The following is an 11,926-nucleotide window of genomic DNA, read 5'->3' as shown; positions in this document are numbered from 1 at the left end:
CTACGGGCTTACGGCGACGCTCTTGAACGCGCGTTCGCACGCAGCGATGCCGGCTCGCAAGGGAGGCTGACGGGCCCCGGATGAGCCGGCGATCGGGCCTCCAGCATGATGTGCGGTCCAGGCGTGAGCGTGGACGAGAAGTCCCGTGAAAACAGCAGGCAGCGCCGCCCCGAAAGCCGGTGCGGAAGCATTGCCGCCGCCGTTGCCAGGATTTCCCGCCGATGAGCTTCGAATGCGGCCAGCAGACACGGCGGGTCCATGCGTTTGGCGCCGAAATGGTCCGCGAGCGCCTCGGGCGAGACTTCGCAATTCACCTCGGTCGCGTCGACCATCGCGACGAAGACGACGGATCCCTTGGGGGAGCATGTCGCGGCCGTGTCGGAAAAGTGAATGAACATGACTGATCTTCCTCACGAGCGAAGCATGATTTTTCTGTTCCGACTCCCTTTGCAGCCGTTGTGGCATTCTTGATCGGGGAGTTCGAAGACTGTCATGCTTTGCGCAGAAGGCCCTCGCTGACCGAAGTGATAGGGCGCTCGCCTTTCAGTTTGCTCACAACACTGTGCGCTACCGCACACTTGCGCCGCCGTTAATATCTTCATAACTAACGCCCGCTGTCCGCTGTCATCAGCGCGATTCGACAACGAGTCCGCGCTCTCACGCGACAGCGGCGGCCCACTTTGATGGATACATGACCATGTCCGAGCCTTTTCATCTCGATCCGGCGAAATCCGCGTTGCTCGTGCTGGACTACCAGAACGTGCTGCTGGAGAACTACGTTGCGCAGGCGCAGCGCGAGGCCGTGCTGGCCGGCACCGCACGCATGATCGCGGCGGCGCGCGCGGCCCGCATGCCCATCGTCTACGTGATGGTCGCCTTTCGCACCGGCCATCCGGAGGTCAGCCCGCGTAACGCGCTCTTTTCGTTCGTGAAGCAGAACGGCCTCTTTTTGCGAGGCCAGCCGGAAACGGCGATCCATCCCGCTGTCGCGCCGTTGCACGATGAGCCGGTCGTGATCAAGCAGCGCATAGGCGCATTCAGCGGAACGGACCTGCAAACGCTATTGGGCTCGAATGGTGTGGAAACGCTGGTGCTTGCGGGCATCACGACGGGTGGCGTCGTGCTGTCCACGGTGCGTCAGGCGTTTGACCTCGACTACCGGTTGGTCGTCGCGCGTGATTGTTGCGCCGATCCGGATAGCGAATTGCACGATCTTTTGCTCGACAAGGTGATTGCGCCACACGCGCAGGTCCTGCACTCGCAGCATGTGGTCGACGCGTTGTCCGCGTGAGGTGAAGTTCGCCCGCTGCGGGGGACGCTTCGACGAACCCGTCGCATCAGCCAATCCACGCTGCGCGGTGTATCGACGGCAGCGTCCTGGAGGCGACTCTCACCTCGCTCGGCCACGAGCGGGCCGCCGTATGCCTCATTGCATGCGCAACCGAGTGCGCGAGCGAAGCGACATGGCCCCTTGCGCACGACGGCAAGCGGCCAGCGCGCAACGAGCGCGGCTTGGCGGCGGACGACTGGTGCATGACAGGCTGCCCGGAAGCTTGCGGTCGAATGCCGTGCGCCAATTGATCAATGCCTTTGGCGATCGGCATATGTTGACACTCGATCGGTCATTCGACCGATCAACTGACGAGCTTGAAGAGCGTCGTTATTGCACGGGCGCCGCGTAAGTTCTTCTGCGGGTTATTGCCGGTCCGGTCAGAAGACGGCGGACAAGAACATGCTGCCTATCGCCAGGCCGTACACGATCGCCATGACGATCGCCGCAACGCGCAGCGGCCGGCCGATTGCCGATTGGCTGGTAACGAACGTGATGCTGATTCCGATGCCGAGCAGGCCGAGCACAAAGAGTCGCTGCAAAAGACTCCAGCCATTCAGCCCGACTTTGAAGACCGACCAGATCAGGGCCGCGACGAACATGAGGAAGTACCACCAGAGCCCTGCCGATCGGCTCCAGAGCATCAGGGTGCCCGAGCCGATCAGTGCAACCCCGGCGACGAAGTAGTAAGGTGCGTGGCCCATCCAGGGAATCCATCCGCCCAGCACCGCGAAAGCCGCGCCGACGAGGATGAGCCATTCCGCGGTCTCGGAAGGAGAGGTCCAGCGGCGGTAAGACATAACGAGCCCCCTAATGCCAACAAACCGGGCTTTGCAACCAGCGCCGCAAAAATCCGCACGGCTCACTGGCATCGGTCTGACAACGAGGCTGCGCAGCTAAACAGCACAATCCAGCATGAACAGTGCAACAGCCATACCGACTCAACTTTTAGATGAAGAACAGCAGAGCAAGGTCCGCAGGTCGATCGTAAGCAGCGTATACCGGTGGGTCAAGCGTGATTCGTCGACGAAATTGTAAGAAGTTCTAATCGTTGTTGAGGTTCAATTTTCTCGATCGGAAGAAACACGGATGCGTGAGGTTCACGACAGTCGACCTTACCGCATTAACGCCATCTATCCCGGCAAGAGTTGCAACGCGCAGCCATGCCATGAAGCCCTGCGCGTCAACATTACTTCGGCGTCATTGCATCGCTATTGCCCGGCCTATACAACGCTATTGGCAAACTGCATGACCCTCGGTGCAAGCGGTTGCCGGGTTCACGCGGCATTGAACGCACGGGTTGGCTTGCTCGCGTCGTGCCTGTGGAAACCGGCAACGCCGCGCCGTTCAGGGCGTTAGCTCGCTTCGAGTTCGTCGAGCGCCGCAATGCTCGCGGTTGAATGAGTCGCACTCGTTTCAGATGCCACGGGGCGTGCGATTTTCGCCATGTCCCGGTGCAGACTCATGATTGCGCCGGCGTGTGTTGTCCGGCACATGAAATCGCGTAGAAAGAGTTGGCAGCGACCGGCGGACAACCGATGGGGCAGCGTGTGTCTTGCGATTGACTCGATCTCGTCGCGATGCGCTGCGAAGGCGCTCAACAGGCCGGCTTGTCCGGGGCGCGCACGGAAGTGTTCTTCAAGAGCCTCAGGCGATATTTCGCATGTGACTTGTGCGCCGTCCACTTCGGCGTCGAAACGGATCGTGCCTCCGGCGCAGTAGAACGCTTGAGTGCGGGGAAATCGAATGATCATTTGGCATCGCTCCAGGAGGTCAGGCGCCTGTGCATCAGCAACCCATGTACCTGGCTAAACGAACATTGCAGTGCCCGCGCTTCAACTCACGGCTTTGCGCCGCAGTGCTCAAACGCCTCTTCGTGCAGCAGCACCTTGAATCGAAATCACTATTGAAATCGTGTGCCGCCGCTGAAATGACCGGAGCAGGGCAGTAAAGCTTCATCCGCAACGTTGGGCATTCAGCGTCGACAGCGGCACACTCATGTCATGAGATGCCAAGGCGACGCCGCATCTTCCATTCGCCGTCGCCAGTGGTTGCGTGCGCAACCGTCGTAACGCGTGATTTATCGCACGGGCAAGGCGGCGAGCTTGCTCACGGTGTCGGCACAGGCGTGCGCGGCTTCAGCCCCCTTCACGACAAAGTGCTCGCGGAAGAAGCCAACGTGTTCTTCGCCGGCGTGGAAGTGATGCGGCGTCAGCACGGCCGAGAACACCGGCGTACCGGTTTCGAGCTGGACCTGCATGAGGGCGTTGATGACAGCCGTCGCGACGAAGTCATGGCGATAGATACCGCCGTCGACCACGAGCCCAGCCGCCACGATGCCAGCGTATTGACCGCTTTGCGCAAGTCGTTTCGCGTGCAACGGAATTTCGAAGGCGCCCGGCACTTCGTACAGGTCGACGTCTTCAGCGGTGTAGCCGTACTTCTGAATCGACTGCAAAAACGAGGTCTTGCACTGGTCGACGATGTCACGGTGCCAGCAGGCCTGGATGAAAGCAATGCGCGGACGATGGGAGGATGCTGCGACGGCTTGCGATTCGAGGGTGGTGGAAATGTTCATGGACTTCAGCCTGTTTTGTGTGAACAGGGCGAAGGACGGCCGCGGCCTTCGCACGACGCGAATAGCCGCAAGCCGACCTGTTCTCTTTCATCCGGACTATACCGTCGGCCCCGGAATCCAACCGGGTCTGCTGACCTGCGCCATCGCTGATTGCCGCCTGCGATAACGGAGCGCTCGCGGGCTACGTCGTGGTTAAGGACGATTACCGCCGGTGGGGAATTGCACCCCGCCCCGAGAACGTGTTCTTGACGAACGGGCTGTACGGTAGCACGAAACGTCATTTTGTGCATAGCCACATTCCCAAGGGGGAAATCGGCACGAGGCGCCGGGCGAAGGATCGTCCTTGCACACCGGCACTCATCGCGCTACGTTTCGAACCAGCCGGGCCATCGTGCAAAGCGTTCCGCCAACGGCTCAATGCACGTGCCTGCGGCCAACACAGCGGGAGGTGGTGCGATGCAAAGTCTCGTTCGAATTACGTGTGCAGCCTGCCTTGTCGCGGCCAATGCCGTTGCAACGACAGCGGCGGCGCAAACTTCGGCCTCACAGCCTTCGGCAGGCGGGACACCGGAGAAGATGCCGTTCGACATCCCCTATGGCACCGCGATCAGCCTGGACACCGCGAAAAAATTGCTCGCGATTGCGGAGTCCGAAGCGAAGAAACACGACTGGAAAATGAATATCGCCGTGGTCGACACGCATGGCGAGCTGCTCGCGTTCGAGCGGATGGACGGCGCGCAGTACGCCTCGATCGAGGTCTCGCAGAACAAGGCGCGCACGTCAGCGCGATTTCGGCGGGAAACCCGGGTCTTTTACAACCAGTACGAAAGCGGACACGCGTATGTGGGCACGCTGGACGCCGGGCTGGTGGCGTCGCCCGGAGGGTTTCCGCTCATAGAAGGGGGCAAGGTGGTCGGCGCGGTGGGATGTAGCGGCGGCACGGGCGATCAGGATGCCGCCGTGTGCAAGGCTGCCGCCGACACGATCAAGTAGAGGAGGGCCGGCTATCGTGCATGGCCGTTATGGGTCAGCCGGCGACACGACACTTGGGGTCGCAAGGGAATTATTGCTCTTGGGGCTGGTATGCGGCGTGGGGCTGCCGTAACTCAAGACACGTCGCCTAAACCCCATTCAAGCGGGTTTTCCCTTAAATCCGCCTGCCACGCACGCGAATATGTCGAATTTTGCAGTACACCTCTTCTGATTTCGCAGAAATCGGCGCCGCACGCCCTCCATATAATCGTACCGCGAGAGATTCCCGCAACGCATGGCGTTCAAAGCACGATCACCCGGATCGATGCACGAGCAACGGTGTGCGAATCGATGGCTGGCAACATCGATAAAAACAACGCAAAATGCGCCGCCGGATAAAAGGCGAGCACGACGCGGAACAAAAACGGGCCAAAGCGCTCGTAGTCTGGCTGTGCATTGCCCGCTTCGAGAAGCGACGCGCGCGAATATGACTCAATGGAGACAAGACGGTATGAAGAGGATCAGTAGCGGCAATCAGTGTCTTTCCCGGTTGCGCGTCGCGCGTTGCGCGGGCTGCGTGATGGAGGGCGCACGATGAGTCTTGCACGCGACATGGGACGCACCGTTGACGTCCAGGCCTTCATCGACGATCAGCGCTTTTCGCTCTTCCACTGCATGCTGTTCGTGCTGTGCTTTCTCACCATCGCGCTCGATGGCCTCGATACCGGCGTAATGGGCCTCATCGCGCCCACGCTCGCCCAGGACTGGCATGTGCCGCGCGCCTCGCTCGGCCCCGTTTTGAGCGCCACGCTCATCGGCATCGGCGTGGGGGCGCTGCTGGTGAGCCCGATCGCCGACCGTATCGGCCGCCGCAGCGTGCTGGTGGGCTCGGTGGCGTTCTTCGGCGTGTGGAGCACGGCGGCGGCCTTCGCCACGTCGATGGAGTCACTCACCATCATGCGTTTTCTCACCGGCGTGGGCCTTGGCGCGGCGATTCCCAACACGGCGACGCTGATGGCCGAATTCGTGCCGTCGCGCATTCGCGGCCTCGCGGTCAACGGCATGCTGGTGGGGTTCGCTGCCGGCAACACTGTGGGCGGCCTGCTCTCGGGTTGGCTGATTCCCGCGTTCGGCTGGCGCAGCGTGCTGCTCGTGGGCGGCATCGCGCCGCTCGTGCTCGCGTGCCTGCTGCTCGCCTTCCTGCCGGAATCGGTGAAATTCATGGTGGCGCGCGGCAAGCCCGCGGAGCGCATCGCCCGCGCGCTGCGTCGTCTCGCGCCCAAGGCGCGCCTTGACGGCTGTGTGTTCGTGAGCGAGGCGCACGCGCCGCGCGAACAGGCCAGGCGCTCGCCCGTGCTCGAACTTCTCTCGCGCAAATACGTGGTGGGCACGACCATGCTGTGGCTGGCGTACTTCATGTGCCTCGTGGTGCTGTACCTCATCAACAACTGGATGCCGACGCTGCTCAAGGGCTCGGGCTTCTCGCTGCCGCAATACGCGGCCACGTCCGCTTACTTCCACCTCGGTGCGTGCGTGGGCATTCTCCTCACGGGCTGGCTGATGGACCGCATGAGCCCGGTGCGCGTGATCGCGCTGTTCTACGCGCTCACCGCGCTCGTGGTCTTTATCATCGGGCGCAATGTGGCGCACGACGCGGGGCTCACGTTGCTGATCGTCGTCACCGGCGTCACGCTTTCGGGCGCGGCGTCTTCGATGTCCACGCTCGCCACGCAGTTCTATCCGACCTCGAGCCGCGTGACGGGCTGTGCATGGATGCTGGCGATCGGGCGTCTCGGCGCCGTGGCGGGTACGTTCGGCGGCGCGTTCCTGCTGAGCCTGAACTGGGAATTCTCGGCCATTTTCGGCACACTCGCCGTGCCTTCGCTGATCGCGGCCGGCGCGTTGCTCGTGGTCGGCCGTCACGCGCCGCATCTGCGCCGCAACGAACTCGTGGCGGGCACGCCAGCGGCCTCGCATCACTGAGCACCGCGCCGCCACGGCGAAATCCTGCCTGCGCGAAACCTCATGTAGCCGCGCCAATGCGTGCGCGGCACATCAACGCATCGACTGTATGGTCTAACGGGCACACGGCGCACCGCGCGTTGGTGCCCGTTTCGTCTCGCGCGACGCAATGAGGAACGACTCAACAGCCTCGACGTTTTGAGAGATGCCACGGCGGTACCCAGCCGCATCCCGGCTAGACAGACGATTCGGATGACGAATTAATACACATAATACAAACCCCTGATGGCCGAGGAATTCCAGATTCGCCATGTTATTATCAGGCATAACGTAAAAGATGCGTTCTGAACTGCAAAAACTGGAGGAATCATGGACCGGCTTCGTGCGATGGAGTTTTTTCTCTCTATTTCACGAACGGAGAGTTTTTCGGAGACGGCACGCACGTTTGGCGTTTCGGCCACCTCCGTCTCCCGCATGATCACCGAGTTCGAGAACGAACTGAATGTCAAGCTGCTGCTGCGCTCCACGCGTCAGGTCGTGCTGACCGAAGCAGGGCAGGAATACGCAAGGCATCTGGAGGGCATACTCTGGAGCATCAGCGAGGCACAGAGCAACATCACGGCCATCAGCGCCGCGCCCATGGGCATGTTGCGCGTGCACTCGCGCATGATGTTTGGTCTTGGCGTGCTGCCGCCGCTGATCACGAAATTTCGCCGCCAGTATCCGGACATTCACGTTGAATTAATTCTTGGCGAATCGAAAGCCGATTTGCGCCGCCAGCAGATCGACATCGACTTTCGCATTGCGCCCCCGGTGGAAGCCGGACTCAAGCGGCGCATTCTCTTCAAGAGCGAGCGTTATCTCGTGGCTTCGCCCGGCTATCTGGCCGCGCGTACGCCACCCGAAACACCTGACCAGATCGCTACGCACGAGTGTCTTGCGTACACGCTGCCAGGCGACAATTACATCTGGCGCTTCAAGCAGGAGGAGGCGGTGGCAGAGGTGGCCGTCAACCCGCGACATGTGAGCAACAACGGCGTCGCATTGCTGGAATTTGCGCGGCTCGGCGAAGGCATTGCGCTGCTCGAGGATTACACCGTGCACCACGATATCGCCAGCGGGCGGCTCGTACGGCTCATGCCGCAATACCAGGTGAGCAACACGTCGTTCGATGACGGCATGTACGCCACCATTCTCGACACGCCCATGATTCCCGCGAAAATCCGCCTGTTTCTGGACTTCATCGCGGCGCACGTGTCGGGCAAGGAGTTGCGCTTTTCGGCTTACGGCGACGCGTTGGCGCTTTGAATCGTGGCGCGGCGCCCAAATAGATAGGATCGCCAGGCTTTAATTCATGAGCACGGGGTTGTTCGCGCGAGCTTTCGGCAAGCAAATGCGCGCGATTTAGCGCATTTGCACGCCAGGACGGCTGCAAGACAAAGGCCTATGACGCGGCATCCGGAAGATCCGGGCGCAGTTCGGCCTCGATCTGGTCGATCGTCGGCAGGCCGGTTTCCAGCGAAGGCGGCACCTCGCGCATGAGCTGGTACTCGGCCACGCCCATCGGTTTGGCCACACCGCGCAACGCATATTCAGCCACGAGCCGGTTTTTCTCCTTGCACAGCAGCAGGCCGATGGTCGGCTGGTCTTCCGGCGCCTTGACCTGCGCATCGACGGCGGAAAGATAGAAGTTCAACTGGCCCGCGTATTCGGGCTTGAACGGCGTCGTTTTCAGTTCGACGACCACATAGCAGCGCAGCTTCAGGTGATAGAAGAGCAGGTCGATGAAGAATTCGTCGCCGCCGACCTCCAGCCGGTACTGGCGCCCCACGAACGCGAACCCCGCGCCCAGTTCGAGCAGAAATTGCGTGATGTGCCGGGTCAATTCGCGTTCGATATCGCGCTCCTGGGCGTTTTCGGCCAACACGAGGAAATCGAAGACGTACGGGTCCTTCAGCGCCTCGCGGGCAAGGTCGGATTGCGGCGGGGGCAGGCGTTCGGCAAAATTCGTGATGGCATTGCCCGCGCGGCCGCAGGCGTCCGTCTCGACCTGCGCGACGAGCACGGCTCTCGACCAGCCGTGCTCCAGCGCCTTGGCGGCGTACCAGTCGCGTTGAACGGGGTTCTTGACCTTGTCGAGCAAGGTGCACAGGTGGAACCAGGGCAATTGTGCAGCAGGCTGCTGCACAAATTCCGGGTCCGGCCACGCCTGGGCGAGCGCGCGCATGTATTTGAGGTTGCGCGGCGAGAAACCCCGCATGTCCGGAAACGCGGCTTTCAGGTCGCGCGCGAGCTGGTCGACGACGCCGGCTCCCCATCCCTGGGTCTGCTGCCGCTGGAGAATATCGCTGCCGATCTGCCAGTACAGCTTGATCAGTTCGCGGTTCACGCTCGCGGCCGCCCGCTGACGGGCACGCTCGACGCGCTGCTTCAATTCGAGCAGCCAATGGCGGTAGTCGTCGCTCGCGACGAGGTTTTTCAGGTCATCTGTCATGCATTGCAGGCGTTGCGCACCTGTTGTCGGACCGTCGAGGCTCGATTATCCGGTTGGCGCCGTGCGGCTCGCAAGCCTGGGCGTGGAATTCGGGTGGCAAAATTATAACACCCGACCCCGATAAAAATGCGCTAATTAGTATTATGTAAAATAAAGCGCATTACCGTCCAGGCGTGTCGCCCGTCCGATCACCGCCCGCCCGCAGCCGCGGCTTTTACCGGCGTCGAGACTGCGGCGGGCGTTTCCTCGATGCGCCGGAAAATCAGCGCCGACGCCAGCGTGATCGCGCCAACCACGGCGAAGCTCACGCGAAAGCCGAGCGCCACCGATCCCCATTGATCGGCGACCACGCTGACAAGTGCGCCGCCAACCGACACGCCGAGGCCCATCGCCAGCATCTGCACCATCGAGAACAAGCTGTTGCCGCTGCCCGCATCCTCGTGCGAAAGCCCCTTGAGCGTGACGCTGTTCATCGCCGCGAACTGCATCGAGTTGGCCGCGCCGAAAATCGCCAGCACCGCGATCTCGACGATCACGGGCGTGTCGTGCGATATCAATGCGAATGCCACGATCGATGCACCCACGATCAGCGTATTCACGAGCAGGAAGGTGTCGTAGCCAAAGCGTCGAATCAGCGGCGCGATCCAGCGCTTGGCAAGGGCGCCCGCAACGGCGGCGGGCAGCATCATGATGCCGGATCGCAGCGGCGTATAGCCGAGTTCGAGCTGCATCAGCAGCGGGACGAGGAACGGCACCGCGCTGGAGCCGATGCGGCAGAGCAGATTACCGATCAGACCGACGCTGAAGTTCGGCTCGCGGAACAGCGCCAGCTTGAAGAGCGGATTCTGGCGCCGCCGGGCGTACGGCACGTAAGCGAGCGCGCTCGCGAGCCCGAGCACGAAGAGCCCCGCGGACCACGCGGCGCGATGCGATTGGACCGGCACTTCCACGGCCAGCGAAAACGCGATCATGCACAGCGACACGAGCGCGCCACCGGCGACGTCGAACGCAGGCGCCCTCACCCCCGTCGCGCGCGGCAGATAGCGCAGGACTGCGAACAGTCCGATCGCGCCAATCGGCACGTTGATCAGGAAAATCCAATGCCACGAGAAGGACTGAACAAACCAGCCGCCAAGCGTCGGTCCAACGATCGGGCCAACCTGACCGGAGACGGAAATGAGCGCGAGCGCCGAGACGTAGGCCTCGCCGCTCACGGCGCGCAGCACGGCGAGTCGCCCGATCGGCAACAGCATCGATCCGCCAATGCCCTGTAGCACGCGCGCGACGACGAGCTGGCCCAGCGAATGGGCGTTCGCGCAGCACAGCGAGCCGAGCACGAAGATCAGGATGGCGGTGAAGTAGACACGGCGTGTGCCGAAGCGGTCTGCGAGCCAGCCCGATGCGGGCGTGAGCATCGCCATCGTCAGCGTATAGGCGACGATCACCGGTTGCATCTCGAGTGGCCGCACGCCAAGGCTATGCGCGATGGACGGCAGCGCGGTGTTGACGATCGTCGTGTCGAGCGCCTGCATGAAAAAGCCGGCGGCGACGATCCACAGCAATGCGGTGTGACTGGAATCCTTGCTCATTGAAACTTCGGGCGCGCAGCGCGCGCGGACAAACTTTGGGGGAATGCCGTCATCGTATTGTCATCGCCGTAAATCGGGAACCCCACTGACGACGTTGACTGTCATCGGCGTTTCCGATAACAATGCCCGGATGCTCAATCCCATCTGGCTCCGGACGTTCGTCACGGTCGCGACCTGCCACAGTTTCACCGAGGCGGGGCGTCAGCTCGGCCTGACCCAGTCGAGCGTCAGCGAGCATATCCGCCGCCTCGAACAGACGATCGGCAGACGGCTGTTCGTGCGCGACACGCATTCGCTTTCGATCACGCCGGACGGCGAGGCCATGCTCGCCCACGCCAGCGTGATCCTGCATGCGATCGACCGCGCGCAGGCCCAGTTTCGCGCGCCGCGCCTGAAGGGTCGGGTTCGTCTGGGCTCGTCGGACGACGTTGCGCTCGGTCCGCTGCCGACGGTGTTGACGGCCTTTCGCAACGCGCATCCCGATGTGGAACTGGAAATCAACATTGGCATGACAGGCGAACTCTATGAGTTGCTGGATGCCGGGACGATCGATCTCATGGTCGGCAAACGACGGGTCGGCGACAAACGCGGTGCGGTCCTGTTCACCAGCAGGCTCGAGTGGCTCGCGCCCACCGGCACGGTCGTGGACCTCACGCAGCCGCTGCCGCTCGTCCTTGTCGCCGAACCGAGCGTGACGCGCGCGGTCGTCCTCGACGCCCTCGCCCAAACCGATTTCCGCTGGCAGATGGTCTGCACGAGCAGCAGTCATGCGGGCTGCGTGGCGGCAGCGCGCGGCGGGCTCGGCATTACGGTGCGATCGCAGTATCTCGCGGCGCGCGGTCTTGCGCCGCCTGTCAATGCGTCGAGCCTGCCCACGCTCCCGGATGTCGAATTCATCGCGCTCGCCGCGAAACGCCTCAGCCGTCCGGCCCAAACGCTGCTGCAATTGCTGCATGACAGTGACCTGCGCGGGTCCTGGATCGGCGAATAGCGCGGCGGCC

The 11,926-nt window shown here is 62.4% G+C and carries 11 protein-coding genes and 1 riboswitch; of the genes, 5 read left to right on the top strand and 6 right to left on the bottom strand.

Annotation, left to right across the window (positions count from 1 at the left end):
* Positions 1-8 precede the first annotated feature (8 nt).
* Positions 9-398 (bottom strand): DUF1488 family protein, encoded by a 390-nt coding sequence (locus C7401_RS23855; RefSeq protein WP_112173884.1) that lies wholly within the window; start codon positions 396-398, stop codon positions 9-11.
* 299 nt (positions 399-697) lie between these two features.
* Between C7401_RS23855 and C7401_RS23850 the strand changes: the two genes are divergently transcribed.
* On the top strand, positions 698-1,291 hold the full coding sequence (locus tag C7401_RS23850) for a cysteine hydrolase family protein (RefSeq protein ID WP_112173883.1): 594 nt from the start codon (positions 698-700) through the stop codon (positions 1,289-1,291).
* Between the two features lie 419 nt (positions 1,292-1,710).
* Here the strand turns inward: C7401_RS23850 and C7401_RS23845 are convergent, their stop codons facing one another.
* The 3 genes from C7401_RS23845 to C7401_RS23835 all read right to left on the bottom strand — a co-directional run bounded on the left by C7401_RS23845 (position 1,711) and on the right by C7401_RS23835 (position 3,908).
* Complete coding sequence (locus tag C7401_RS23845; RefSeq protein ID WP_112173882.1) at positions 1,711-2,130, bottom strand: hypothetical protein; 420 nt, start codon at positions 2,128-2,130, stop codon at positions 1,711-1,713.
* 555 nt (positions 2,131-2,685) lie between these two features.
* The gene (locus tag C7401_RS23840) at positions 2,686-3,084 is read right to left on the bottom strand and encodes a DUF1488 family protein (protein WP_112173881.1); all 399 of its coding nucleotides are present in this window, start codon (positions 3,082-3,084) and stop codon (positions 2,686-2,688) included.
* A 326-nt stretch (positions 3,085-3,410) separates the two neighbouring features.
* The gene (locus C7401_RS23835) at positions 3,411-3,908 is read right to left on the bottom strand and encodes a 6,7-dimethyl-8-ribityllumazine synthase (RefSeq protein ID WP_112173880.1); all 498 of its coding nucleotides are present in this window, start codon (positions 3,906-3,908) and stop codon (positions 3,411-3,413) included.
* Positions 3,909-3,983: 75 nt separating this feature from the next.
* A riboswitch (FMN riboswitch) is annotated at positions 3,984-4,151 on the bottom strand.
* 333 nt (positions 4,152-4,484) lie between these two features.
* Between C7401_RS23835 and C7401_RS23830 the strand changes: the two genes are divergently transcribed.
* The 3 genes from C7401_RS23830 to C7401_RS23820 all read left to right on the top strand — a co-directional run bounded on the left by C7401_RS23830 (position 4,485) and on the right by C7401_RS23820 (position 8,150).
* On the top strand, positions 4,485-4,901 hold the full coding sequence (locus C7401_RS23830; RefSeq protein ID WP_258397206.1) for a GlcG/HbpS family heme-binding protein: 417 nt from the start codon (positions 4,485-4,487) through the stop codon (positions 4,899-4,901).
* Positions 4,902-5,474: 573 nt separating this feature from the next.
* Positions 5,475-6,863 carry an MFS transporter gene (locus C7401_RS23825; RefSeq protein WP_112173878.1) on the top strand — a complete coding sequence of 463 codons (1,389 nt, stop codon included), beginning with the start codon at positions 5,475-5,477 and terminating at the stop codon, positions 6,861-6,863.
* Between the two features lie 348 nt (positions 6,864-7,211).
* Positions 7,212-8,150, top strand: coding sequence for a LysR family transcriptional regulator (locus C7401_RS23820; RefSeq protein WP_112173877.1), 939 nt, complete (start codon positions 7,212-7,214; stop codon positions 8,148-8,150).
* A gap of 136 nt (positions 8,151-8,286) precedes the next feature.
* Here C7401_RS23820 and C7401_RS23815 read toward each other — a convergent pair whose 3' ends face one another.
* Positions 8,287-9,336, bottom strand: coding sequence for a PDDEXK nuclease domain-containing protein (locus C7401_RS23815; protein ID WP_112173876.1), 1,050 nt, complete (start codon positions 9,334-9,336; stop codon positions 8,287-8,289).
* Positions 9,337-9,524: 188 nt separating this feature from the next.
* Positions 9,525-10,925, bottom strand: a complete 1,401-nt coding sequence (locus C7401_RS23810) for a DHA2 family efflux MFS transporter permease subunit (RefSeq protein ID WP_112173875.1) — start codon at positions 10,923-10,925, stop codon at positions 9,525-9,527.
* Between the two features lie 130 nt (positions 10,926-11,055).
* On the opposite strand from C7401_RS23810, the gene C7401_RS23805 reads away from it, so the two are divergent.
* Entirely contained in the window at positions 11,056-11,916 is an 861-nt protein-coding gene (locus tag C7401_RS23805; protein ID WP_112173874.1) for a LysR family transcriptional regulator, read from the top strand.
* Positions 11,917-11,926: the final 10 nt, after the last annotated feature.

The sequence above is a fragment of the Paraburkholderia unamae genome (assembly GCF_003268775.1).
In the GTDB taxonomy this organism is placed as follows: Bacteria; Pseudomonadota; Gammaproteobacteria; order Burkholderiales; family Burkholderiaceae; genus Paraburkholderia; species Paraburkholderia unamae.
The sequence above is the reverse complement of the archived record's forward strand: the minus strand, read 5'-3'. Positions and strand labels throughout refer to the sequence as shown.

Excerpts from the sequence above, each read along its gene's own strand:
- C7401_RS23810 (WP_112173875.1), bottom strand. The coding sequence starts at position 10,925 with ATGAGCAAGGATTCCAGTCACACCGCATTGCTGTGGATCGTCGCCGCC.
- C7401_RS23820 (WP_112173877.1), top strand. The coding sequence starts at position 7,212 with ATGGACCGGCTTCGTGCGATGGAGTTTTTTCTCTCTATTTCACGAACG.
- C7401_RS23835 (WP_112173880.1), bottom strand. The coding sequence starts at position 3,908 with ATGAACATTTCCACCACCCTCGAATCGCAAGCCGTCGCAGCATCCTCC.
- C7401_RS23855 (WP_112173884.1), bottom strand. The coding sequence starts at position 398 with ATGTTCATTCACTTTTCCGACACGGCCGCGACATGCTCCCCCAAGGGA.
- C7401_RS23850 (WP_112173883.1), top strand. The coding sequence starts at position 698 with ATGTCCGAGCCTTTTCATCTCGATCCGGCGAAATCCGCGTTGCTCGTG.
- C7401_RS23815 (WP_112173876.1), bottom strand. The coding sequence starts at position 9,336 with ATGACAGATGACCTGAAAAACCTCGTCGCGAGCGACGACTACCGCCAT.
- C7401_RS23845 (WP_112173882.1), bottom strand. The coding sequence starts at position 2,130 with ATGTCTTACCGCCGCTGGACCTCTCCTTCCGAGACCGCGGAATGGCTC.
- C7401_RS23825 (WP_112173878.1), top strand. The coding sequence starts at position 5,475 with ATGAGTCTTGCACGCGACATGGGACGCACCGTTGACGTCCAGGCCTTC.
- C7401_RS23805 (WP_112173874.1), top strand. The coding sequence starts at position 11,056 with ATGCTCAATCCCATCTGGCTCCGGACGTTCGTCACGGTCGCGACCTGC.
- C7401_RS23830 (WP_258397206.1), top strand. The coding sequence starts at position 4,485 with ATGCCGTTCGACATCCCCTATGGCACCGCGATCAGCCTGGACACCGCG.
- C7401_RS23840 (WP_112173881.1), bottom strand. The coding sequence starts at position 3,084 with ATGATCATTCGATTTCCCCGCACTCAAGCGTTCTACTGCGCCGGAGGC.